Consider the following 23,197-nt stretch of genomic DNA (forward strand, 5'->3'; position numbering starts at 1 on the left):
CAAAAGACATGGCCTTCTCCGTCCAGATGCCAGCGCTTGGTGAGAGTGTCACCGAGGGAACTGTCACGCGGTGGCTCAAGCAGGAAGGAGACACGGTCGAAGTTGACGAACCCTTGCTCGAAGTCTCCACGGACAAGGTGGACACGGAAATCCCGTCTCCCGTGGCCGGCGTTCTCAGCAAGATCGTTGCTCAGGAAGACGACACCGTGGAAATCGGTGGCGAGCTTGCCGTGATCGGCGACGCCGGTGAGGCTCCTGCCTCCGACTCCGCTCCCGCACCCGCCGCCGAAGAGCCCGCCGCCGAGCCGGCTCCCGCCGCGGAGGCGCCGGCCGACGAGCCTGCGCCCGCAGCATCCGGCAACGGTTCCGCCGAGGGCACCGCCGTGAAGATGCCCGAACTGGGCGAGTCCGTCACCGAGGGCACCGTCACCCGCTGGCTCAAGGCCGTCGGCGACGAGGTTGCCGTGGACGAGCCGCTCGTCGAGGTATCCACCGACAAGGTCGACACGGAGATCCCGTCCCCCGTCGCCGGTACTCTCCTCGAGATCAGCGCCGAGGAAGACGACACCGTCTCCGTCGGCGGTCAGCTCGCCGTCATCGGTTCGGGTGCACCCGCCGCCAAGCCGGCCGCGGAACCGAAGCCCGAGCCGACCCCCGAGCCCGCTCCGGCCCCCGAGCCCGCGAAGCCCGAACCCGCGAAGAGTGCCCCGGCCCCGGCCGCCGCACCGGCAGCATCCGCACCGGCTCCCGCAGCCGCCGCGCCCGCTCCCGCGGCCACGTCCGGAGACAGCACCCCGTACGTCACTCCGCTGGTGCGCAAGCTCGCTGCGGACAACAGCGTCGATCTGTCCTCGGTGACGGGCACCGGAGTCGGTGGCCGTATCCGTAAGCAGGACGTCCTCGCCGCCGCCGAGGCCAAGAAGGCACCGGCCGCCGCTGCCGCGCCTGCTGCCGCACCGGCCGCCGCCGCTGCTCCCGCAGCCGCCTCCGCCGGGGTCCGCCCCGAACTTGCGCACCTGCGCGGAACCACGCAGAAGGCCAACCGGATTCGCCAGATCACCGCCACGAAGACGCGGGAGTCGCTGCAGTCCACGGCGCAGCTCACCCAGACCTTCGAGGTCGACGTCACCAAGATCGCGGCCCTGCGCGCGCAGGCCAAGAACACCTTCGTCGAGCGCGAGGGCGTCAAGCTCACGTTCCTCCCGTTCTTCGCGAAGGCCGTCGTCGAGGCGCTGAAGTCGCACCCGAACATCAACGCCAGCTACGACGAGGCGAACAAGCAGATCACGTACTACGACGCCGAGCACCTCGGCATCGCGGTCGACACCGACCAGGGCCTGCTGTCCCCCGTGATCCACAACGCCGGCGACCTGTCGCTGGCCGGACTGGCCCGCGCTATCGCGGACATCGCCAAGCGCGCCCGCTCCGGTGGGCTCAAGCCGGACGAGCTGTCCGGTGGCACGTTCACGATCACGAACATCGGCAGCCAGGGCGCCCTGTTCGACACCCCGATCCTCGTGCCCCCGCAGGCCGCGATGCTCGGAACCGGTGCGATCGTCAAGCGTCCCGTGGTCGTGACCGACGAGTCCGGCAGTGAAAGCATCGGTGTCCGCTCGATGTGCTACCTGCCGCTCACCTACGATCACCGCCTCGTCGACGGTGCCGACGCCGGCCGCTTCTTGACCACGATCAAGCAGCGTCTGGAGCAGGGAGCGTTCGAGGCCGACCTCGGGCTCTGATCCGACACCGGACTTCGAGCCGTACGTAGTTTCGCAGGGGCACCATTTCCAGCAGGGATGGTGCCCCTGCGCTGTGAAGGAGGCTGTTGCACATGCGAGTGGTCATCGCCGGTTCCTCCGGGCTGATTGGCACCGCTCTCGTCTCGTCTCTCCGCGGCGACGGTCACGACGTCGTCCGCCTCGTCCGCCGGTCGTCCGCGGGTCCCGACGAGTCGCGCTGGGATCCGCAGAAGGACAGGATCGACACGGGGATCCTCGCGGACGCCGACGCGGTCGTGAATCTGTGCGGCGTCGGGGTCGGCGACAAACGCTGGACCGGGGCGTACAAACAACTGATCCGGGACAGCCGCATCGCCGCCACCGACGTCCTGGCCGAGGGTGTCGCCGAGGCCGGGGTGCCCGTGTTCGTGAATGCGAGCGCGGTCGGCTACTACGGCGACACCGGCGACCGGGTCGTCGACGAGACCTCGCCCTCCGGGACGGGTTTCCTCGCGGACACCTGCCGCGACTGGGAGGCCGCGACCGCCCCCGCCGACACCTCGAAGGTCCGGACGGTTCTGCTGCGGAGCGGCATCGTCCTCTCCCCCCACGGCGGCCTGCTCGGCAGGCTGAAGACACTGTATTCGTTCGGGCTCGGCGGCCGGCTCGGCAACGGCCGCCAGTACCTGTCGTGGATCTCGTTGGAGGACGAGGTCGATGCGATCAAGTTCGTCCTCGCCCGCGACGACGTCGCCGGTCCCGTGAATGTCACCGGTCCGGCGCCCGTCACCAACGCCCAGTTCAACGGCGCGGTCGCGCGGACGCTGCATCGCCCCGCGCCGTGGATCGTTCCCGGGTTCGCCCTCAGTGCGTTGGTCGGAGAGTTCGCGCAGGAAGGCATTCTGGCCGGACAGCGCGCGATACCCACGGTGCTCGAGAATGCGGGATTCCGGTTCCGGCACAACACCATCGGGGAAGCGCTCGACGCCGCTCTCGTGCGGTGAACCCAGGTCGTGGCGGTGCCTCGGCTGCCCCGGCGTAACCTCTAGCGCATGAGCAGCGCGACACAATCCGCCCGTTTCAGCCCCTCCCCGATTTCCGTCGAACACCTCGGCACGATCGGGTACGTCGACGCCTGGGATCGACAGCGCGAGCTGGCGGCCGAACGCGCCGAGAACGTGGGCACCGACACGCTGCTCCTGCTCGAACACCCGGCCGTCTACACCGCGGGGCGCCGGACCGAACCCGAGGACCGTCCGACCGACGGCACTCCCGTCATCGACGTCGACCGCGGCGGGAAAATCACCTGGCACGGTCCGGGACAGCTGGTGGGCTACCCGATCGTCAAGCTGGCCGAACCGGTCGACGTCGTGCGGTACGTGCGCCGGCTCGAGCAGGCGCTGATCACCGTGTGCACCGACCTCGGCATCGTGTGCGGCCGGGTGGACGGCCGCTCCGGTGTGTGGCTGCCTGCGTCCTTCGACAACGGGCAGTGGCTGCCCGAGCGCAAGGTGGCGGCCATCGGGGTGCGGGTACAGCGTGGTGTGGCACTGCACGGCTTCTCGCTCAACTGCAATTCCGTTCTCACGGGTTTCGACGCGATCATCCCGTGCGGTATCCGCGACGCCGGGGTCACGTCGCTGTCGCGGGAACTGGGCCGCGACGTCACGGTCGAGGAGGTCACGCCTGCCGTGACTGCGGCTGTCGTCGCCGCGCTCGACGGCGAACTTCCGGTGACCGAACACGACATCGAGCGGGTGACGTTCGACTCCGCCGCCGCCGGGACGACGTCCTCCGCTCCCACTTTCACTACTGTTCAGTACGGTTGACGACCGCTCCCCGGCCCGCCGGGTGCGACGGGCCGGGCGTACCATCGACCGCGTGACTGTGGCCCCAGAAGGACGCAAATTGCTCCGCCTCGAGATCCGAAATGCGGAGACTCCGATCGAACGCAAACCGAACTGGATCAAGACGAGAGCGAAGATGGGCCCGGAATACTCCGAGCTCAAGAGCCTCGTCAAGCGCGAGGGTTTGCACACCGTCTGCGAAGAAGCCGGCTGCCCCAACATCTACGAATGCTGGGAAGACCGCGAGGCGACCTTCCTCATCGGCGGTGAACAATGCACCCGCCGCTGCGACTTCTGCCAGATCGACACCGGCAAACCCGACGACCTCGACCGCGACGAACCCCGCCGCGTCGCCGAATCCGTCCAGGCGATGGGACTGCGCTACTCCACCATCACCGGCGTCGCCCGCGACGACCTCCCCGACGGCGGCGCCTGGCTCTACGCCGAAACCGTCCGCCTGATCCACCAGCTCAATCCCGGCACCGGCGTCGAACTGCTCATCCCCGACTTCAACGCCAAGCCCGATCAGCTCGCCGAGGTGTTCTCCACCCGCCCCGAGGTGCTCGCCCACAACGTCGAAACCGTCCCCCGCATCTTCAAGCGGATCCGGCCCGCGTTCCGCTACCAGCGCAGCCTCGACGTGATCACCGCCGCCCGCGAAGACAACCTCGTCACCAAGTCCAACCTCATCCTCGGGATGGGCGAAACCCCCGACGAGGTCACCCAGGCGTTGCACGACCTGCACGACGCCGGCTGCGACATCATCACCATCACCCAGTACCTGCGCCCCTCCCCCCGCCACCACCCGGTCGAGCGGTGGGTCAAGCCCGAAGAGTTCGTCGAGCACTCCAAGACCGCCGAGGAAATCGGATTCGCCGGCGTCATGGCCGGACCCCTCGTCCGCTCCTCCTACCGCGCCGGCCGCCTCTACGCGCAGGCGATGGCCCACCATGGCCGCGAATTGCCTGCAGGACAGGCACATCTCACCGAAAGCGGCGATGCGTCGCAGGAGGCGAGTTCCCTCATGGCGCGGCTCGCCCGCTGACCTCCACGCGTGCGCGGTGGTCGACACCGGACGGGTCATCACCGCGCACGGCCAGGGACGTATCCTGAAGAGCATGGCGAACGGCAGTAAATCCGGTAAAGCGGGCAAACCCAGCAAAGAAGCAAAGGCAGCCGCCAAGGCAGCCCGCAGGCAGGCGTCGAAGGAACGCAGAACTCAGCTCTGGCAGGCGTTCCAGATGCAGCGCAAGGAAGACAAGCTGCTGTTGCCGCTCATGCTCGGCACGCTCATCGGACTCGCGGTGGTGTTCTTCCTCGTCGGTCTGATCTGGGGCCTCCAGTGGTTCCTTCTCCCGATCGGTCTCCTCCTCGGCGTGCTCGGAGCGTTCATCATCTTCGGCCGGCGCGTCCAGAAGACGGTGTACGGCAAGGCCGAGGGCCAGGCAGGCGCGGCCGCCTGGGCACTCGACAACATGCAGGGCTCCTGGCGCGTGACCAGCGCGGTCGCCGGCACCACGCAGCTCGACGCCGTTCACCGCGTGATCGGGCGACCCGGCGTCATCCTCGTCGCCGAGGGGTCGCCGCAACGCGTGAAGTCGCTCCTGGCCCAGGAAAAGAAGAAGACGGCGCGCCTCGTCGGCGACACCCCGATCTACGACATCGTCATCGGCAACGACGAGGGCCAGGTCCCGCTGTCGCAGCTGCAGAAGCACCTGAACAAGCTCCCGAAGAACATCGACACCAAGCGGATGGACGCCATCGAGTCGCGGCTCGCCGCGCTCAGCAGCCGCGGTGGCGGCGCCGCACTGCCCAAGGGTCCGATGCCCGGCGGCGCGAAGATGCGTGGCGTGCAGCGCACCATCCGTCGTCGCTAGAAGCCTGTCGCCCCACTACTCCGCCCGATGTCGATCCGACATCGGGCGGAAGACGTTCCGAGGGGTCAGCGCGTGCGGATCAGGGCGGTGCCGGTGGCCCGGTCCTGCATGCCACGACCGTCGATGTCCGTGATGGTTCCGGGCACGACGAACACGAGCAGCGCCTGACGCACCAGGGCCCGGACGAAGCCGACACGGGCGGGTCCGTCCACCCGCGCCACCTGCATGCCGAGGAACAGCTGCCCCGGTGTGAACGAGAACAGCGACACCGTGGCGACCCCGACGACGAACCAGACGAGCAGAGTGACGGTCGAGAACGGACCCTCGAAGAAGTTGTCGCCGATGATCAGTGCCGCGACGCCCGCCGACGACACCCAGTCGATCATCAGAGCGGCGAGACGGCGTCCCGTGCTCGCGAGTGAACCGGGACCTTCCGCCTGCAATCCGAGGCGCTCGCCGCGGAAGGACTGCGTCGTCTCGTCCGCGCCGTTCGGCAGCGCGGCCGAAGGTCCGGAAAGCCAGGAACCGGTGATACGTGCCATGCTGTCCAGGATAGGCGTCGCCTCTCCGAGGACCTCACACCGGACGTTTGGGCTGTGTGCGCAGTCACAGCCGGTGTAAAAGCCCAGGAAGATTCGACGCGTAACACGGGCGAAACAAAAGGTTGACCAGCGGGCAACACCAAGTCCTTACCGTCTGGCTCGACGAATTCGCCAATATCCACTTGGCTGAAGCGACTTAAGGAGCACAAGCGTGGCGTTCACCACGGCCGAAGAGGTCATCAAGTTCATCAAGGACGAGAACGTCGAGTATGTCGACATCCGGTTCAGCGACCTGCCGGGCGTGCAGCAGCACTTCTCGATCCCGGCGTCCGCGTTCAACCAGGACGTCTTCGAGGACGGCCTCGCGTTCGACGGTTCGTCCGTCCGCGGCTTCCAGTCGATCCACGAGTCGGACATGATGCTCCTCCCCGACGTCGCCACCGCCCAGCTCGACCCGTTCCGCGCGGCCAAGACGCTGAACATCAACTTCTTCGTGCACGACCCGTTCACGCGTGAGTCCTACAGCCGCGACCCGCGTAACGTCGCGCGCAAGGCCGAGGAATACCTGAAGTCGACCGGCATCGCCGACACCGCCTTCTTCGGCGCCGAGGCCGAGTTCTACATCTTCGACTCGGTCCGCTACGACTCCGGCATCAACGGCGCGTTCTACGAGCTCGACTCTATCTCGGGTTCCTGGAACACGGGCAACGACGTGAACGCCGACGGCAGCCCCAACCTGGGCTACAAGGTCCGCCCCAAGGGTGGATACTTCCCCGTCGCTCCGTACGACCACTACGTCGACCTGCGCGACGAGATCTCCACCAACCTGCAGAACGCGGGCTTCGAGCTCGAGCGCGGCCACCACGAGGTGGGCACCGGCGGCCAGCAGGAGATCAACTACAAGTTCAACACGCTGCTCGCGGCCGCGGACGACCTGCAGCTGTTCAAGTACATCGTGAAGAACACCGCCTGGCAGCACGGCAAGTCGGCCACCTTCATGCCGAAGCCGCTGTTCGGCGACAACGGCTCGGGTATGCACGTCCACCAGTCGCTGTGGAAGGACGGCAAGCCGCTGTTCCACGACGAGGCCGGCTACGCGGGTCTGTCCGACATGGCGCGTCACTACATCGGCGGCATCCTGCACCACGCACCGTCGCTGCTGGCGTTCACCAACCCGACGATCAACTCGTACCACCGTCTGGTGCCGGGCTACGAAGCCCCCATCAACCTCGTGTACAGCCAGCGCAACCGCTCGGCGGCCGTGCGTATCCCGATCACCGGCAACAACCCGAAGGCCAAGCGCCTCGAGTTCCGCGCCCCCGACTCCTCGGGTAACCCCTACCTGAACTTCGCGGCGCAGATGATGGCCGGCCTGGACGGCATCAAGAACAAGATCGAGCCGCAGGCTCCCGTCGACAAGGACCTCTACGAGCTCCCGCCGGAGGAGGCCCGCAACATCCCGCAGGCTCCCACCAGCCTGTCGGCCGTCATCGATCGCCTCGAGGCTGATCACGACTACCTCACCGAGGGTGGCGTGTTCACGTCCGACCTGATCGAGACGTGGATCTCGCTGAAGCGTGAGCAGGAGATCGCTCCGGTCAACCTGCGTCCGCACCCCTACGAGTTCCAGCTGTACTACGACGTGTGAGTCGGTAGCTTCAGTCGAGCCCACTCGCGCCGCGATCACGACACCGATCGCGGCGCGGGTGGGCTCTTCTGCGTCCGGTCGCAGGTGGCCGCCGCGGTCGTCGGGTCGAACCTTCTATTCGCCGCCCTGTCGGCGCACCATCTCGGTGATCCAGATGGGCGCGAACGGGGACGTGCAGCCCGGGGAGGTCGGGTAGTCCTTCAGCACCTCGAGGCGCTCACCGATGTCGAGTGCGCGGGCGCGGTACTCGGCGTGCTCGATCCCGATCTGGGCCAGGCAGTGGTTCATCGCCCACTGCAGGCGATCCGGGACGTCCTTCATCTCCGCCTCGATGACGTCGAGCAGTCCCGCGAGGTCGAGGCCCTCGGGCTTCTTCGCCACGCGTTCGGTGGTCAGCGCCCAGCCGGCACCGGCGACCGCTGGATCCGGATCGACGGACCACGCCCGGCGCAGGTCCTCGGCGTGCGGGTTCTTCTTCACCACGTAGTTCACGAGCCAGTCGTGCACCTTGGGTGCGCGCGCCTCGCGCAGCATGGCGTCCAACTCGTCGCGCTCGAACGCCTTCGGGCGGCAGATCAGGATCGCCAGCAGTCGTGCCGCGGTGTCACCCGTCTCCCACAGCCGGTACGCGAGTTCCTGCTGCGTCTTCAGCCTCTTCGCGAGCGCGCGCAGCTTGCCGAGGTTCACCCCGTGATCGTCACCGTGCTTCTCGTTCACCTCGCGTGCCCTCGGGTCCTCGAGCTCGGCCAGCTCGGCCATCACCTGGGCAACCGTGGTCTCCGTCAGCGCCGTCTCGGCCACCTGAGTCTCCTGTCCGTCACATGGGGGATTCAGCCTACGACGGACGCCGGCCCCCGCCGTGTGGTGTCTCGGCCCCCTGCCGGGCGGTCCGGAACCCGCCCGGGCGCCGCGGGCCGCGTCGTATGATCCAGGGAACCGACCACACGGACCGTTGCGAAACGTGCGGTCGGAGCCTTTCGGGATACTTGCTCCGTTCTCCAGCCCCCTCGGGTCGAGAAGCAGGTGATGCGGGATGTCAGTGCCCACGACGTCGTCCGGTGTGCCGGTTCCGCGCCGTGTGGTGGTCATTCTGCTGCTGGTGATTCCGCTCAGCCAGATCCCGCTCGACATCTACACTCCGGCGTTGCCGCAGATGGTGCTCGATCTGGACGCGTCCGCCGCCGTCGTGCAGAACACGGTGACCGCCTACATGCTGGGCATGAGTCTGGCGTTCATTCCGGTCGGCCTGATCGCGGATGCGGTGGGCCGCAAACGAACTCTGGTGACCTGCCTGGCGATCCTCGTCGTCACCAGCGTGGGATGCGCACTCGTGCAGAACATCACACTGCTGCTCGGTCTGAGATTCGTGCAGGGTATCGGCGGGTGCGCGTGCCTCGTCCTCGCTTACGCGATCGCCGCCGACTGCTACCGCGGCGCCCGGCTCACATCCGTGTCCGGTCTCCTCGGGGCCGCGTGGGGGCTGGCGCCCGTTGTCGCACCCGCGGTGGGCGGGGTACTGGTGCAGTTCATCTCGTGGCGTCTGGTGTTCGGGCTGATCGCGCTTCTCGCGGCGCTCGCCGTTCCCCTCGTCGTCGCGGGACTGCCGGAGACCCTTCCGCCGGATCTGCGGGCACCGGTCGACGTCGGCGCCGCGGCGCGGGTGCTGGGTGCGGCCCTGCGTCACCGCATCTTCGTGGGGTTCGTGCTCGTGTTCGGTCTGATGGCGTCCGCTCAGATGGTCTTCGGTGTCGTCGCTCCCTTCCTGTACCAGCAGATCCTCGGCTTCTCCCCTGCCGCCTACGGTGCGGTGGCGCTGGTCGTGGGCGGCGCGAACCTCCTCGGCGAACTCGCCTGCAGTGCGCTGGCTGTTCGGGTCGGAACCCGCCGGCTCGCGTTCGGCGCGTGGTGGGTGTTCGTGTCGGGCGCACTCGTACTCACCGTCACGGCCGGGTTGTCCGTCGTCACCGCACCGGCCATCACGATCGGCGCCTGCCTCGCGCTCGCCGGATGCGGAGTGCTCTGCCCGCAGATGTACGGGCTGGCCCTCGGACTGTTCACCCGCAACCTCGGACTGATCGGCGGTGTCGTCACCGCGGCCTGCTATCTCGTCGTCAGTGCGGCGATGGCCGTCGCCGGAGTGCTGCCGGAGAACAGCCAGGCACCGCTGGGCTGGCTGTACCTGACCCTGGGCGCGGGAGCCGGGATTTTGCTGCTCCTCACCACGTCCACCCGGCGGTCCCAGGGTTCTCCCTCCGCCGCACCCGCACCACGACCAGAACGGAGGTGACCTCACGTGCCGCATTCACACCCGCGCAGCCCTGCCGCGTCCCCGGTGTCGGTGATCTTCCAACGCCGGATCGACGACGCGAGTTACGCCGACTACGCACGGTGGCAGAAACACGCGGCGGAGGCCCTCGCGACGGTTCCGGGTTTCATCGATCAGGACATCGTGCCGCCGTCGCCGCCCGTGCAGGACGACTGGGTGGACGTACTGCGGTTCGCCACCATCGAGGACGCCCGCGCGTGGCTCGACAGCGACCGCCGGACAGAACTCGTGGCGGAGATCAAGCATGCCTTCATCGGCAACGAGGACGTCCACCTGCTCACCGGCGAGCAGACCCGGGAGCAGTCGGCGACGTCGGTGGTCATCTCCTGTCACGTCGACCCCGAGGACGAGTCGGCGTTCATGGACTGGCAGCGCAAGATCTCCGCCGCCGAGGCGGGGTTCCGGGGTTTCCGGGGGCACAAGGTCGAGAGACCGGTGCAGGGGATCACCGAGGACTGGACGATCGTGCTGAGCTTCGACACCGAGGACAACCTGGCGGCGTGGATGGATTCACGCGAGCGGGCCACCCTCCTGAAGGAGGGTGAGAAGTTCAACAAGAATCTCCGAATCCGCAAAGCGAGCTACGGTTTCGACTTCTGGTTCCGCGGCGCGGGCGGAGACGAGCCGCCCCCGGTGCCCGTCGCCCGAAGCAATCTCCTGGCCTTGCTGGTGCTGTATCCGCTGGTGGTGATCTGGGGCCATTTCGTCAGCGCACCGTTCATCGAGGCGCACGGGGTTCCGATCGCCGTCGCCCTGTTCGTCGGGAACCTCGTCACCACCCAGATCCTCGGCTGGTGGGCGGTTCCGGCGGCGTTCAAGGTGTTCGGGTGGTGGATGGACCCGGCGATCTCACCCCGCCGGCGCAACCTCGGTTACGCCGTGATGATCGCGCTGTTCGGGATTTCGATCGCCGTGTGCACCCTGCTGTTCATGATCCCGACCACGTAACAGAGTTTCCGATTCACCTGCGCGATGTTCGGGTACAGAGCACTGTGAAGGACCGAGGTCTGTTTTCACATCTGGAGAAAGGTGTTCACGGTTGGACATGCAGCAACTGTGGGACTTCGTCTCCGCCCGGAAGCAGCAACTGCTCACCGACTCCTTCCTGCACGTCAGCGCCGTCGTGCAGTCGGTGGTGATCGCCACGATCGTCGCGGTGGCGATCGGGATCCTCGTGTACCGCAGTCCGGCCGGCTCCGCGATCGCCACCGCACTCGCGAGCACGATCCTCACCATCCCGTCGTTCGCCCTGCTCGGCCTGCTGATTCCGATCCTCGGACTCGGTGTCGCCCCCACCGTCACCGCTCTCGTGCTGTACGCACTGCTGCCGATCATCCGGAACACCATCCTCGGACTCGCCTCCGTCGATCCCGCGATCACCGACGCCGCCCGGGGCGTGGGAATGAGCCGCACGACGGTGCTGAGCAGGATCGAAATCCCGCTCGCCTGGCCGTCGATCCTGACGGGCATGCGGGTGAGCACCCAGATGCTGATGGGCATCCTCGCGATCGCCGCCTACGCCAAGGGTCCCGGGCTCGGCAACCTCATCTTCTCGGGACTGTCCCGCGTCGGCAGCCCGACAGCGATACCGCAGGCCCTCACGGGGACCGTTCTCATCGTGATCCTCGCCCTCGTACTCGACGGCGTCCTCGCCGTCATCGGCCGACTCACCACCTCCAGGGGGATCCGTGACTGACCTCGATACACCGCACACCAACGGAAGCACCGTCTCGGGAGTGGACATCGTCCTCGAAGACGTCGTCAAGAGCTATCCGGGCCAGGAGAAGGCGGCCGTCGACAACGTGTCGATGCGCATCCCCGCCGGGGAGATCGTGGTCCTCGTCGGCCCGTCCGGCTGCGGCAAGACCACCACCATGCGCATGATCAACCGGCTCATCGAACCGACGTCGGGGAAGATCACGATCGGCGGCAAGGACGCCCTGTCCATCGACCCGGACAAGCTGCGGCGCGGCATCGGCTACTCGATCCAGCAGGCCGGACTGTTCCCGCATCTCACGATCGCGAAGAACGTGGGCACGGTCCCCGGTCTGATCGGCTGGGACAAGAAGAAGATCGCCGACCGCACCGACGAGATGCTCGACCTCGTCGGACTCGAACCCGACCTCTACCGCGAGCGCTACCCCCGGCAGTTGTCGGGCGGTCAGCAGCAGCGCGTCGGGGTGGCGCGGGCGCTGGCCGCCGATCCCCCGGTGCTGCTCATGGACGAGCCGTTCGGCGCGGTCGACCCGATCACGCGCGGACTGCTGCAGGACGAATTGATGCGACTGCAGTCCGATCTCGGCAAGACGATCGTCTTCGTGACGCACGATTTCAACGAGGCGGTCAAGCTGGGCGATCGGATCGCGGTGCTGGGCAACCAGTCGCACATCATGCAGTACGACACCCCGGAGGCGATCCTCGCCCATCCGGCGAACGACATGGTGGCCGGATTCGTCGGCGCGGACGCCTCCCTGAAGCAGCTGACGCTCACCCGGGTGGCGGAGGTCGAACTCCTCGACTGCCCCACCGCGTACGAGGACGGGTCGGTGGACGATCTGCGGGCGGCGATCGCACGCCGCAAGGATAAGTGGGGAGTCCTGTTGGACGCGCGGGACCGCCCGACCCGCTGGGTGTCGTTGCGGCATCTGGCCAACGCCACGTCGCTGCGCGACATCGGCGACCCGATCGAGGAGGTGGTGTCGACCCAGTCGACGCTGCAGGACGCCCTCGAGGCGCTCCTCGCGGAGAGCAGTGCGTCGACGATCGTCACCGGCCGGCGGGGCGAGTACCGCGGCCTGATCACGATCGACACACTGGTGACGCACCTGTCCGCGATGCGTGAGGAACACGCGCACGACGACGAGGACGGCGAGCCGCAGCAGGACGGGGCGCGCGAGGGCGGCACACCGTCATGACGGCCGCCGTCGCCACGAAGCCCACCGCACCCACCGCACCTGCCGCCCGGCGGTCGGAGCGGGCCCGCTTGCTGGTCCAGCCGATCATCGTCGTGATCCTGGTGGTGGGTGTGCTCGCCTGGGCCTTCAACCGCGAACTCACCGCCACGCAGAAGGGCAGCCTCAACGCCGCCAACATCGCGACCCTGACGTGGCAGCACGTGCTGATCACGGCCGCGGTGGTCGCGATCGTCGTCGTCGTCGCCGTCCCGCTGGGGATCCTGCTGACGCGGCCCGGGTTCACCAAGCTGGCACCGATCTTCCTCGGAATCGCCAACATCGGACAGGCCGCGCCGGCCATCGGACTGCTGGTGCTGCTCTTCCTCGCGACGGGGACCACCGGATTCTGGATCGGGGTGCTCCCCATCGCGTTCTACTCTCTCCTGCCCGTTCTCCGGAACACGATCCTGGGTCTGCAGGAGGTCGATCCCGCCGTCATCGACGCCGGGCGCGGACAGGGCATGACCGCCGCCCTCGTCCTGCGGAAGGTCGAGTTCCCACTCGCCGTCCCGTACATCCTCGCGGGACTGCGCACGTCGCTCGTGCTCGCCGTGGGCACCGCGACGCTCAGTTTCCTCGTCAGCGCCGGCGGTCTGGGAATCCTCATCGACACCGGATACAAGTTGCGCGACAACGTGACCCTGGTGGTCGGAGCCGTGCTCGCGGTCGCGCTCGCGCTGCTCGTCGACTGGTGCGGCGCCCTGGCCGAGGAGTTCCTCGGCCCGAAGGGGCTGCGCTGATGAACCATCTCCGGAAGGCGATTGCCGCGACGGCCGTGACACTCTGCGGAGTCCTCGCAGCGTCCTGCGGCCTCGAATCCGGTGGCGCCCTGCCGCTGTCGGTGGAACCGGGCAGCATCCAGCCCGTCCCCGAACTCGAAGGTGTCAAGATCACCGTCGGTTCCAAGGACTTCACCGAGCAGGTCACCCTCGGGTACATCATCGAGTTCGCGCTCAGTGCCGCCGGTGCCGAGGTGCGCGACCTCACCAACATCCAGGGGTCCAACAGCACACGGGACGCCCAGCTGGACGGGCAGATCGACGTCACCTACGAGTACACCGGGACCGGGTGGATCAACTACCTCGGCAACGAGATTCCGATCCCCGACCCGACCGCGCAGTTCGAGGCGGTCCGCGACGAGGACCTCGACAGCAACGGCATGGTGTGGGTCGATCCGGCACCGATGAACAACACGTACGCACTCGCGATGAGCAGGCAGACCGCGGAGGAAACCGGGATCACCACCCTGTCGGAGTACGCGGATCTGGTCAACCGCGACCCCGCTGCCGCGACGACCTGCGTCGAAACCGAATTCAACGTCCGCCAGGACGGGTTCCCGGGTATGGCCGCCAAATACGGCTTCGACCCCGCCCGCGCGAACCGCCAGATTCTCCAGACCGGCATCATCTATCAGGCCACCGCCGACGGAACGCAGTGCAAGTTCGGTGAGGTGTTCACGACGGACGGCCGCATCATCGCGCTCGATCTGGTGCTGCTGGACGACGATCGACAGTTCTTTCCGAAGTACAACCCGGCGATCACCATGCGCAAGGATTTCGCCGAGGCACATCCGCAGGTCGCGGAGGTGATGGCCCCGATCTCCGCGGCGCTGACCAACGAGGAGATCACCGAACTGAACCGCCGGGTCGACGTCGAGGGCGAGGAACCGGCGGACGTGGCCCGGGACTGGCTGGTGCAGAAGGGTTTCGTCACGCTGCCGTGACGGTCAGCTGCCGAGGTCGATCTTCGCGATCAGGCCGCGATGATCCGAACCCGTCAGCACCACCGATTCCACGGACTGCGCCTGTGCGCCGCTCGTGACGATGTGATCGATCGCGATCATCGGCGGCAACGGCTGCCGGTCGGCGGGATACGTGTTCTGGATTCCGGCACCCACCTGGTCGGCGGCATCGCGGTAGCGTCCGGTCACGAGGTTGCGGTACTTCACGTGGTCGCGGGTGGAGTTGAAGTCGCCGCTGACGATCACGGGTCCCGAGTCGGCGGGGACGGCGTCGAGAATGGCTTTGATGCGGTCCATCTCGCGCGACCACAGCGACGGATCCGACGGCCACGGCGGAACCGGGTGGAACGCGTACAGTGCCGTGCTCGCACCGTCCGGGAGTTCCACCCGGGCCGACAGCGCGGACAGGACGAATTCCGAGTGGTGGACCTTGTCGGTCTGCGGGTACCGGCTCCAGATCCCGGTTCCCTCGCCGCCGCTGCCGGGCATGAGGAACGAGAACGGCAGGGTCGATTCGATTCCCGCTGCCACCAACCGGTCGACGGCCTCCGGTGTCAGTTCGTTGACGGTGAGCACGTCGACGCCGCGGTCCCGGATCTGCCGGACGAGGGAGTCGGCGTCCGCGTTGCCGAGCCAGATGTTGGCCTGCATCACCGTCAGTTCCGGCCCGGACGCCGTCACCGAACTGTTCGCGACGTACAGCGGGCCCTGCGACAGGGTGGCCACCACGGCCACCATCAGCGCGACGCCGAAACCGGTCCAGTGCCGGGCGATTCCGAGCAACAGCACCCCGACCGCGGCGACGGCCATCAGGTACGGCGCCGCAGACGCCAGCACGAGCAGGCGCTGGTTCTGGACGTCGAGGAATCTCAGCACGACGCCGAACACGCCGACGAGCACCGCGAGCCATCCGAGGGCCGTCAGTGCCCGCACCCCCCGGGTGGCGATCACTCCCCGAAGACTCTCTCCACCACAGCCTTGGCCCGCCGGGTCACCCGCAGGTAGTGGTCGAGGAACTCGCCCGCATCACTGCCACCCCAGCCGGCGATCTGCGCGACCGCGGACAGCACCCGTCCCGAACCGGGCAGCTGATCGGTGGCCTTGCCGCGGACGAGCACCAGGCAGTTGCGCGCCTTCGTCGCGGTGATCCACGCGTCACGGAGCAATTCGACGTCGGACTCGCTGAGCAACTCGGCCGCGCCGATCGCGTCGAGCGTCTCGAGCGTCGACGTGTTGTGCAGCGACTCGATCTCGTGGGCGTGCCGAAGCTGGATCAGCTGCACGGTCCATTCGATGTCGGCGAGGCCGCCGCGCCCGAGTTTGGTGTGCGTCGCGGGATCGGCGCCGCGCGGCAACCGCTCGGAGTCGACGCGCGCCTTGATGCGCCGGATCTCGCGCACCGCCTGCTCCGACACCCCGCCCTCCGGGTAGCGGGTCTTGTCGATCATGTGCAGGAAGCGCAGCCCCAGATCGGCGTCGCCCGCGACGTGATGCGCGCGCAGCAGCGCCTGGATCTCCCAGGCCTGCGCCCACTGCGCGTAGTAGGCCTCGTAGGACGCCAGGGTGCGCACCATCGGGCCGCTGCGACCCTCCGGGCGCAGGCCGGTGTCGACCTCGAGCGGCGGATCGGTGCTGGGCGCGCCGAGCAGGGCCCGCACCTTGTCGCCGATGCTGTTGGCCCACTTGACGGCGACGGTCTCGTCGATCCCCTCGCGCGGCTCGCAGACGAACAGCACGTCCGCGTCGGAGCCGTAGCCGAGCTCACCGCCACCGAGGCGGCCCATGCCGATCACCGTGAATGTCGCGGGAGCGGGCGTGCCGAGTTCCTTCTCGCTCGCCTTGATCACCGCCGCCAGGGCAGCATTGAGCACCGCCGCCCACACGGACGACAGCGCCTTGCACACGCCCTGCACGTCGAGCATGCCGAGGATGTCCGCGGACGCGATACGCGCCAGCTCGTAGCGACGCAGCGACCGCGCCGCAGCGATCGCGCGGGCCGGGTCGTCGTGGCGTGCCGACGCCGTCAGGATGCCGCGCGCGACGTCCTCCGGCTTCGACTCCAGCAGTCGCGGTCCGGCCGGCGAATCCGCGAACAGGCGCACCACGTCCGGCGCCTTGATCAGCAGGTCGGGAACGTAGGCGGAGGATCCCAGCACCGTCATCAGCCGCTCGGCGACCGACGCCTCGTCACGCAGCAGCCGGAGGAACCAGGTCTGATCGGTCATCGCGTCCGACAGCCGCCGGTACGCGAGCAGACCCGCATCGGGATCCGGTGTGTCGGCGAGCGATTCGAGCAGGGTCGGCAGCAGCAGCGCCTGGATGCGGCCCTTACGGGACGCGCCGCTGGTCAGAGCGGTGAGGTGGCCGAGCGCGTTCTCCGGGGCGGTGTAACCCAGCGCCGCCAGCTGGCGGATGGCCGCGTCCGGGCTCAGCCGCAGCGCCTCCTTGTCGATGCGCGCCACCGATTCGAGCAGCGGCCGGTAGAACAGCTTGGCATGCAGGCGCCGCACGCGGTGCGAGTTGCGCTTGATCTCCGCGTTGAGAACGCCGAGCGCGTCCTTGCTGCCGTCCGGACGCATGTGCGCCGCCCGGGCCAGCCAGCGCAGCGCCTCCTCGTCGTCGGCGGGTGGGAGGGTGTGTGTGCGCCGCAGCTTCTGCAACTGCAGCCGGTGCTCGAGCAACCGCAGGAACTCGTAGGACGCAGCGAGATTCGCGGCGTCGTCGCGACCCACGTAGCCGCGGGCGGCGAGAGCGGTCAGCGCGTCGATGGTGCTCTGGACGTGCAGAGCCTCGTCCGCGCGCCCGTGCACGAGTTGCAGGAGCTGGACGGCGAACTCGACGTCGCGCAGACTTCCGCGTCCCAGTTTCAGCTCGCGTTCGCGCAGTTCCGGCGGAACCATCTCCTCGACCCGGCGGCGCATCGCCTGCACCTCGGGAACGAAGTCCTCACGCTCCGACGCGGTCCACACCATCGGGCTGAGGGCGTCGACGTACTGCTGTCCGAGCGCGGCGTCGCCGATCATCGGGCGGGCCTTGAGCAGCGCCTGGAACTCCCAGGTCTTGGCCCAGCGTTTGTAGTACGCGACGTGGGATTCGAGGGTGCGGACGAGTTCCCCGCGTTTGCCCTCCGGCCGCAGCGCGGCGTCCACGTCGAAGAACGCCGAGGAGCCGATGCGCATCATCTCGCCCGCGATCCGGCTGGCGGTCGCGTCGGCGGGTTCGGCGACGAAGACCACGTCCACGTCGCTGACGTAATTGAGTTCGCGGGCACCGCACTTGCCCATGGCGATGACCGCCAGCCGCACGGGGCAGGGGGCGTCCGGGCACACGGCTGCGACGGCCACCGCGAGGGCGGCGTTCAGCGCGGCGTCCGCCAGATCGGACAGCTGATGCCCGACCGTCTGGTACGGAAGTACCGGCTCGTTCTCGACAGTCGCCGCGAGGTCGATGGCGGCGAGCAGCATCAGCTCGTCGCGGTACGTCTTGCGCAGCGCCGCGATGGCATCGGGTCCGGTGACCTTCGCCCGGTAGAGGTTGGCGTCCGGGTGGGCGCCTTCCTCGGGTTCGGCCCCGACCGAGGCCATCATCGTGGCGGTCGCCTCGTCCTTCGACGGGAGGCGGACGTCGCCGGCGAGGATCTTCCAGGACGCGGGGTCCGCGACCAGATGGTCACCGAACGCGCTGGACGCACCGAACAGACCGAACAGCCGGCCACGAAGGCCCTTGTCGGTGCGGAGCGCCGCATCGAGTTCGGCCCAGTCCTCGCCGAGGCCGTCCTTCAGGCGCACCAGGGTGCGGAGAGCGAGGTCGGCGTTCGCGGCCCGCGACAACGACCAGAGCAGTTCGATGCTGTCTTCACCGACCCAGCCCAGATCGCGGAGTTCGGACGGAGCGGTCGGCTCGACGAGACCCAGGCGACCCGGGCCGGGAACGGCAGAACGCGCTGCCGGAGGCTTCACCATGCTCTTGCTCACAACCCCAGATACGTCTTGAGTTCGAACGGCGTCACGTGGCTCCGGTACTCCTCCCACTCGCGACGCTTGTTGCGCAGGAAGAAGTCGAACACGTGCTCGCCGAGTGCTTCGGCCACCAACTCCGACTTCTCCATCTCGCGCAGCGCGCCGTCGAGGTTGCCGGGCAGTTCCCGGTAGCCCATGGCGCGGCGCTCGGCCGACGTCAACGCCCACACGTCGTCCTCGGCCTCCGGCGGAAGTTCGTAGCCCTTCTCGATTCCGCGCAGACCCGCGGCGAGGAGCACCGCGAACGTCAGGTACGGGTTGCAGGCCGAATCGGGGCTGCGGATCTCGACGCGACGCGACGACGCCTTGTTCGGCGTGTACATCGGGACGCGGACCAGCGCCGACCGGTTGGACGGACCCCAGGACGCGGCGGTCGGGGCCTCGCCACCGTGGATCAGCCGCTTGTAGGAGTTGACCCACTGGTTGGTGACGGCGCTGATCTCGTTGGCGTGCTCGAGGATGCCGGCGATGAACGCCTTACCGGTCTCCGACAGCTGCATCGGATCGTCCGGGTTGTGGAAGGCGTTGGTGTCGCCCTCGAACAGGCTCATGTGGGTGTGCATCGCCGAACCGGCCTGATCGCTGAACGGCTTCGGCATGAACGTGGCGCGCACACCTTCGGCGATCGCGACCTCCTTGACGACGTAGCGGAACGTCATCACGTTGTCGGCCATCGAGAGGGCGTCCGCGTACCGCAGGTCGATCTCCTGCTGGCCGGGGGCCGCTTCGTGGTGGCTGAACTCGACGGAGATGCCCATCGACTCGAGTGCGTCGATGGCGTGCCGGCGGAAGTTGGGGGCGGAGTCGTGGACGGCCTGGTCGAAGTAGCCGCCGGAGTCGGCGGGCTTCGGCGGGGTGCCGTCGATCGGCCCGTTCTCCAGGAGGAAGAACTCGATCTCGGGGTGCACGTAGCAGCTGAAGCCCAGATCGCTCGCCTTGTTCAGCTGACGGCGCAGCACGTGCCGCGAATCCGCCCAGGAGGGCGAACCGTCGGGCATGGCGATGTCGCAGAACATGCGGGCGGAGTGCTGGTGCCCCTTGCTCGAACTCCACGGCAGCACCTGGAACGTGGACGCGTCCGGCTTCGCGACCGTGTCCGCCTCGGACACCCGGGAGAAGCCCTCGATCGCGGATCCGTCGAAGCCGATGCCCTCCTCGAAGGCGCCTTCCAGTTCCGCGGGGGCGATCGCCACCGATTTCAGGTATCCGAGAACGTCCGTGAACCACAATCGGACGAACCGAATGTCGCGCTCTTCGAGGGTGCGAAGCACGAATTCCTTTTGGCGATCCATGTCCGCGAGAGTAAGCAAAGTTCGTTAAATCTGTGTTACTTCGTTGATTCGACTCTGCCGGATTCCGCATCGTGCCAGCGTGCGGGCACCTCGGCCGATCCCGTCACAGGCATGGGTCAGCACGCCAGATCCGCAGCCGGCGCCGCGAGGTCGACCAGATAGTCCGAAACAGCGTCGTCGACGCACGCCTCGCCGTCGAGAACGACGGTGTGCTGAGTGCCCCGGTACGTGACGAGCGAGCCGTTCATCTGCTTCGCCAGATCCACACCCGCCTGGTACGGCGTCGCCGGATCCTCGGTCGTCGACACGACGACGACCGGCGGGATCCCGGGCGCCGACACCGTGTGCGGCGCGCCCGTGTTCGGCGCGGGCCAGAACGCGCACACGTCCAGCGGCGCGCTGCCGGTGCCGCGACCGTCGTCGAGGAACGGCGCCGCCTGGCGGTACCGCACGTCCGCCTCCCCGACGACCGCGCGGTCGGTGACCGGCGGATCGTCCATGCAGCGGATCGAATTGAACGCGTCGTTGAGATTCGAATACGTGCCGTCGTCGGCGCGCCCCTCGTACAGATCGGCCAGCATGAGCAGCGAATCACCGGTCCCCGTCCGCAGGCTCTCCAGACCGCCGCGGAGCGGGCCCCACAGATTCGGCGAGTACAGGGCCTGCTGGACGCCGGTGATCGCATCGGTGTAGCTGAGTCCGCGCGGGTCGGTGGTCGCGGCCGGCTTGTCGATCAGCGGGTCGACGAGCGCCCGGAACCTCGCGTTCGCCTGTGCCGGGTCGGTGCCCAGCGGACAGTCCGGCTGCTGCATGCAGTCCGCGGCGAACGCGTCGAACGCGGACTGGAAACCGGCCGCCTGCAGGATCACTTCCTCCGTCGGGTCCTGCTCGGGATCGAGGGCACCGTCGAGGACCATCGCGCGCACGTTGCCCGGGAACGTCTCCGCGTACGTCGAGCCGAGCCGGGTGCCGTACGAGTAGCCGAGGTAGTTGAGCTTCTCGTCACCGAGCACCGCCCGGATGACGTCCATGTCGCGCACCACGTCGTACGTGCCGACGTGCGCGAGGACGTCGACACCGGTCCGGTCCGCGCACTTGTCCGCGTACTCGCGGTTCTCGGCCTCCGTCCGCGCGATTCCGGCGGGACTCATGTCGACGTCGTCGTCCTTGCGTCTGGCGTCCACCTCCGGCGGGGTCAGGCAGGTCACCTGCGGGGTGGACGCGCCGACGCCGCGCGGATCGAAACCGATGACGTCGAACCGCTCCGCGATCTCGGTGCCGTCGGCCACGGACGCCAGCCCGATACCGGACGCCCCCGGGCCGCCGGGGTTCACGAGCAGCGATCCGACCTTGTCGCCGGTCGCCTTCGACCGGGAGACGGCGATCTGAGCGGTGGCGCCCCCGGGATTCGCGTAGTCGTTCGGCACGGTCACCTTCGCGCAGTCGAGAGTGTCGCCGAGCGGAGACCCGTCCGTGCTGTATCCCTCGCACGAGGCCCACTGCACCTGCTGCGTGTAGTACTCCTCGAGCCCGGCGGGGATCGGCCCGGCCGGAGCCGCCTCGGCCGCCGACGGTTCGGCGACTGCCTCACCGGCGTCCCGTCCGCCTCCCGCACAGCCTGCGACGACAAGGAGGACGGCGATGCACCCCGCGAACGCGGCCGGTACCCGAGCACTCTTCGACATAGGACGATCGTGCCAGGGGTTCTGCGCCGACAGGCCTTCCCGCAGGTCAGAGGACAGGCAGGGGGTGTGACCTATCGCACCCGCGCGAGCCCTTCGCTCCCCCGCGGGCCGGTGGCAGACTGTAGGCGTCATCACCCGCACCCGGGGACCCGTCAAGGGCCTCGAGGCCAGAAAGGGACAACGATGTCCGATAGCAAGTCGTCCGCGAGCACGTCAGAAGATCGGCTCTACGGATCAGCACCATCGCACGACGTTCCCAAGCGCAAGACCCGAACCCACCACCTGCAGGCCATGAAGGCCGAGGGTGAACGCTGGGCGATGCTCACCGCCTACGACTACTCCAGCGCCCGCATCTTCGAGGAAGCTGGGATTCCCGTTCTCCTCGTCGGCGATTCGGCCGCCAACGTCGTCTACGGATACGAGACCACCGTCCCGGTCACGATCGACGAACTCCTCCCCCTCGTTCGCGGCGTCGTCCGCGGTGCGCCGCACGCTCTCGTGGTGGCGGACCTCCCCTTCGGCAGCTACGAAAGCTCCCCCGAACAGGCCCTCGCGTCCGCGACCCGGTTCATGAAGGAGGGGCTGGCCCACGCGGTCAAGCTCGAGGGCGGCGAGCGCGTCGCGCCGCAGATCGCCGCCATCACCGCGGCAGGCATCCCCGTCATGGCCCACGTCGGGTTCACCCCGCAGAGCGTGAACTCGCTCGGCGGTTTCCGCGTGCAGGGCCGCGGCGACGCCGCCGAGCAGTTGGTCGCCGACGCGATCGCCGTGCAGGAGGCCGGCGCGTTCTCCGTCGTCATGGAGATGGTGCCCGCCGAGATCGCAGGCCAGGTCACCCGCAAGCTCACCATCCCCACCGTGGGCATCGGAGCGGGCGTCGAGTGTGACGCCCAGGTCCTCGTGTGGCAGGACATGGCCGGCTACACCAGCGGCAAGACGGCGAAGTTCGTCAAGCGCTTCGGTAACGTCGGGGACGAGCTGCGCGGCGCGGCCGCCGCATACGCGACCGAGGTACGCGCCGGAACGTTCCCGGCGGAAGAGCACAGCTTCTAGGCCGTCCTCGACTCACCGGGCCGGCACACACTCGAGGGGATGTTCATGGGACAGCGACACGTGCACGGCACCGGACGGCGTCACCGCCTGGCCGTGATGGCGGCCGGGACGGTGGCGGCCGCGGCGGTCGTCACGGGGTGCGCCGGCCCCGGCCCCGCACCCGGCACCACCGCACCCCCGGCGCCGGCCACCACCGCGGTACCCGGCACCGCCCTCGTGCCGGGTGGCGTCACCGAGGCGCAGGCCGCCCAGCTGTGCACCGACCTCGAAGGTCAGTTGCAGAGCTGGCGCACCTACACCCCGACCATCGGCAAGACCGGGTTGAACGGTCTCGTCGGCACATGGATCGCGCAGAACAACCTCAACGCGCTCGATTTCCTGCAGGACCGGGGCCGGATCGACGTGATCACGACGGCGGCCTGCCCCGGCATCCGGCAGGAGGCGGTGACCGCGCTGGAGATCCCCGATCTGGCGTCCGGCCTGATCGGGTTCTGA

20 protein-coding genes are annotated in these 23,197 nt (G+C 68.2%); 14 read left to right on the forward strand and 6 right to left on the reverse strand.

What is annotated here, in order from left to right:
- Nucleotides 1–8 precede the first annotated feature (8 nt).
- The 5 genes from sucB to PSR88_RS05855 all read left to right on the forward strand — a co-directional run bounded on the left by sucB (nt 9) and on the right by PSR88_RS05855 (nt 5,442).
- Nucleotides 9–1,739, forward strand: coding sequence for a 2-oxoglutarate dehydrogenase, E2 component, dihydrolipoamide succinyltransferase (sucB, locus tag PSR88_RS05835; RefSeq protein ID WP_011594265.1), 1,731 nt, complete (start codon nt 9–11; stop codon nt 1,737–1,739).
- 92 nt (nt 1,740–1,831) lie between these two features.
- Nucleotides 1,832–2,722, forward strand: a complete 891-nt coding sequence (locus PSR88_RS05840) for a TIGR01777 family oxidoreductase (RefSeq protein ID WP_011594266.1) — start codon at nt 1,832–1,834, stop codon at nt 2,720–2,722.
- Nucleotides 2,723–2,770: 48 nt separating this feature from the next.
- Nucleotides 2,771–3,547, forward strand: a complete 777-nt coding sequence (gene lipB / locus PSR88_RS05845) for a lipoyl(octanoyl) transferase LipB (RefSeq protein ID WP_009473797.1) — start codon at nt 2,771–2,773, stop codon at nt 3,545–3,547.
- Between the two features lie 52 nt (nt 3,548–3,599).
- Entirely contained in the window at nt 3,600–4,610 is a 1,011-nt protein-coding gene (lipA, locus tag PSR88_RS05850) for a lipoyl synthase (RefSeq protein WP_005561159.1), read from the forward strand.
- Between the two features lie 73 nt (nt 4,611–4,683).
- Nucleotides 4,684–5,442, forward strand: a complete 759-nt coding sequence (locus PSR88_RS05855) for a DUF4191 domain-containing protein (RefSeq protein WP_005247752.1) — start codon at nt 4,684–4,686, stop codon at nt 5,440–5,442.
- Nucleotides 5,443–5,507: 65 nt separating this feature from the next.
- On the opposite strand, the gene PSR88_RS05860 is transcribed toward PSR88_RS05855, so the two are convergent.
- On the reverse strand, nt 5,508–5,984 hold the full coding sequence (locus PSR88_RS05860; protein ID WP_009473799.1) for an RDD family protein: 477 nt from the start codon (nt 5,982–5,984) through the stop codon (nt 5,508–5,510).
- 211 nt (nt 5,985–6,195) lie between these two features.
- Between PSR88_RS05860 and glnA (PSR88_RS05865) the strand changes: the two genes are divergently transcribed.
- Nucleotides 6,196–7,632: a type I glutamate--ammonia ligase gene (gene glnA, locus PSR88_RS05865; protein WP_009473800.1), complete on the forward strand. Its 1,437-nt coding sequence runs from the start codon at nt 6,196–6,198 to the stop codon at nt 7,630–7,632.
- Nucleotides 7,633–7,746: 114 nt separating this feature from the next.
- Here glnA (PSR88_RS05865) and PSR88_RS05870 read toward each other — a convergent pair whose 3' ends face one another.
- Entirely contained in the window at nt 7,747–8,433 is a 687-nt protein-coding gene (locus PSR88_RS05870; RefSeq protein ID WP_016880022.1) for a DNA alkylation repair protein, read from the reverse strand.
- Between the two features lie 232 nt (nt 8,434–8,665).
- Between PSR88_RS05870 and PSR88_RS05875 the strand changes: the two genes are divergently transcribed.
- The 6 genes from PSR88_RS05875 (at nt 8,666) to PSR88_RS05900 (ending at nt 14,635) form a co-directional block, all read left to right on the forward strand.
- Nucleotides 8,666–9,919: a multidrug effflux MFS transporter gene (locus tag PSR88_RS05875; RefSeq protein ID WP_016880021.1), complete on the forward strand. Its 1,254-nt coding sequence runs from the start codon at nt 8,666–8,668 to the stop codon at nt 9,917–9,919.
- Between the two features lie 6 nt (nt 9,920–9,925).
- Nucleotides 9,926–10,906 (forward strand): antibiotic biosynthesis monooxygenase, encoded by a 981-nt coding sequence (locus PSR88_RS05880; RefSeq protein WP_016880020.1) that lies wholly within the window; start codon nt 9,926–9,928, stop codon nt 10,904–10,906.
- A 97-nt stretch (nt 10,907–11,003) separates the two neighbouring features.
- A complete protein-coding gene (locus tag PSR88_RS05885) occupies nt 11,004–11,654 on the forward strand; it encodes an ABC transporter permease (protein ID WP_029537312.1) in 651 nt (216 codons plus the stop codon).
- Nucleotides 11,647–12,873 carry an ABC transporter ATP-binding protein gene (locus tag PSR88_RS05890; RefSeq protein WP_011594272.1) on the forward strand — a complete coding sequence of 409 codons (1,227 nt, stop codon included), beginning with the start codon at nt 11,647–11,649 and terminating at the stop codon, nt 12,871–12,873. The genes PSR88_RS05885 and PSR88_RS05890 overlap by 8 nt, the downstream gene beginning before the upstream one ends.
- On the forward strand, nt 12,870–13,652 hold the full coding sequence (locus PSR88_RS05895; protein ID WP_011594273.1) for an ABC transporter permease: 783 nt from the start codon (nt 12,870–12,872) through the stop codon (nt 13,650–13,652). The genes PSR88_RS05890 and PSR88_RS05895 overlap by 4 nt, the downstream gene beginning before the upstream one ends.
- Nucleotides 13,652–14,635, forward strand: coding sequence for a glycine betaine ABC transporter substrate-binding protein (locus PSR88_RS05900; protein ID WP_009473807.1), 984 nt, complete (start codon nt 13,652–13,654; stop codon nt 14,633–14,635). The genes PSR88_RS05895 and PSR88_RS05900 overlap by 1 nt, the downstream gene beginning before the upstream one ends.
- Before the next feature lie 3 nt (nt 14,636–14,638).
- Here the strand turns inward: PSR88_RS05900 and PSR88_RS05905 are convergent, their stop codons facing one another.
- The 4 genes from PSR88_RS05905 to PSR88_RS05920 form a co-directional block, all read right to left on the reverse strand.
- Nucleotides 14,639–15,604, reverse strand: coding sequence for an endonuclease/exonuclease/phosphatase family protein (locus PSR88_RS05905; RefSeq protein WP_016880019.1), 966 nt, complete (start codon nt 15,602–15,604; stop codon nt 14,639–14,641).
- Nucleotides 15,601–18,615, reverse strand: coding sequence for a bifunctional [glutamine synthetase] adenylyltransferase/[glutamine synthetase]-adenylyl-L-tyrosine phosphorylase (locus PSR88_RS05910; RefSeq protein WP_029537308.1), 3,015 nt, complete (start codon nt 18,613–18,615; stop codon nt 15,601–15,603). Before PSR88_RS05910 ends, PSR88_RS05905 begins: the two co-directional genes overlap by 4 nt.
- A gap of 8 nt (nt 18,616–18,623) precedes the next feature.
- Nucleotides 18,624–19,964 carry a type I glutamate--ammonia ligase gene (glnA, locus tag PSR88_RS05915; RefSeq protein ID WP_005247775.1) on the reverse strand — a complete coding sequence of 447 codons (1,341 nt, stop codon included), beginning with the start codon at nt 19,962–19,964 and terminating at the stop codon, nt 18,624–18,626.
- Between the two features lie 116 nt (nt 19,965–20,080).
- Nucleotides 20,081–21,649, reverse strand: coding sequence for an alpha/beta hydrolase (locus PSR88_RS05920; RefSeq protein WP_029537301.1), 1,569 nt, complete (start codon nt 21,647–21,649; stop codon nt 20,081–20,083).
- Nucleotides 21,650–21,832: 183 nt separating this feature from the next.
- On the opposite strand from PSR88_RS05920, the gene panB reads away from it, so the two are divergent.
- Together panB and PSR88_RS05930 are read left to right on the forward strand one after the other, a co-directional pair.
- Complete coding sequence (gene panB / locus PSR88_RS05925) at nt 21,833–22,702, forward strand: 3-methyl-2-oxobutanoate hydroxymethyltransferase (RefSeq protein WP_016880016.1); 870 nt, start codon at nt 21,833–21,835, stop codon at nt 22,700–22,702.
- A gap of 39 nt (nt 22,703–22,741) precedes the next feature.
- Nucleotides 22,742–23,197, forward strand: a complete 456-nt coding sequence (locus tag PSR88_RS05930) for a hypothetical protein (protein ID WP_016880015.1) — start codon at nt 22,742–22,744, stop codon at nt 23,195–23,197.

Origin of the sequence: Rhodococcus sp. DK176, assembly GCF_038447315.2 — a bacterium.
GTDB lineage: Bacteria > Actinomycetota > Actinomycetes > Mycobacteriales > Mycobacteriaceae > Rhodococcus_F > Rhodococcus_F jostii_A.

Bases quoted from the DNA above. Each gene is read 5' to 3' on its own strand.
- PSR88_RS05895 (WP_011594273.1), top strand. From the start codon at position 12,870: ATGACGGCCGCCGTCGCCACGAAGCCCACCGCACCCACCGCACCTGCC.
- sucB (WP_011594265.1), top strand. From the start codon at position 9: ATGGCCTTCTCCGTCCAGATGCCAGCGCTTGGTGAGAGTGTCACCGAG.
- glnA (WP_005247775.1), bottom strand. From the start codon at position 19,964: ATGGATCGCCAAAAGGAATTCGTGCTTCGCACCCTCGAAGAGCGCGAC.
- PSR88_RS05900 (WP_009473807.1), top strand. From the start codon at position 13,652: ATGAACCATCTCCGGAAGGCGATTGCCGCGACGGCCGTGACACTCTGC.
- PSR88_RS05920 (WP_029537301.1), bottom strand. From the start codon at position 21,649: ATGTCGAAGAGTGCTCGGGTACCGGCCGCGTTCGCGGGGTGCATCGCC.
- PSR88_RS05910 (WP_029537308.1), bottom strand. From the start codon at position 18,615: ATGGTGAAGCCTCCGGCAGCGCGTTCTGCCGTTCCCGGCCCGGGTCGC.
- PSR88_RS05885 (WP_029537312.1), top strand. From the start codon at position 11,004: ATGCAGCAACTGTGGGACTTCGTCTCCGCCCGGAAGCAGCAACTGCTC.
- PSR88_RS05930 (WP_016880015.1), top strand. From the start codon at position 22,742: ATGTTCATGGGACAGCGACACGTGCACGGCACCGGACGGCGTCACCGC.
- lipB (WP_009473797.1), top strand. From the start codon at position 2,771: ATGAGCAGCGCGACACAATCCGCCCGTTTCAGCCCCTCCCCGATTTCC.
- PSR88_RS05840 (WP_011594266.1), top strand. From the start codon at position 1,832: ATGCGAGTGGTCATCGCCGGTTCCTCCGGGCTGATTGGCACCGCTCTC.
- panB (WP_016880016.1), top strand. From the start codon at position 21,833: ATGTCCGATAGCAAGTCGTCCGCGAGCACGTCAGAAGATCGGCTCTAC.
- PSR88_RS05855 (WP_005247752.1), top strand. From the start codon at position 4,684: ATGGCGAACGGCAGTAAATCCGGTAAAGCGGGCAAACCCAGCAAAGAA.
- PSR88_RS05875 (WP_016880021.1), top strand. From the start codon at position 8,666: ATGTCAGTGCCCACGACGTCGTCCGGTGTGCCGGTTCCGCGCCGTGTG.
- PSR88_RS05860 (WP_009473799.1), bottom strand. From the start codon at position 5,984: ATGGCACGTATCACCGGTTCCTGGCTTTCCGGACCTTCGGCCGCGCTG.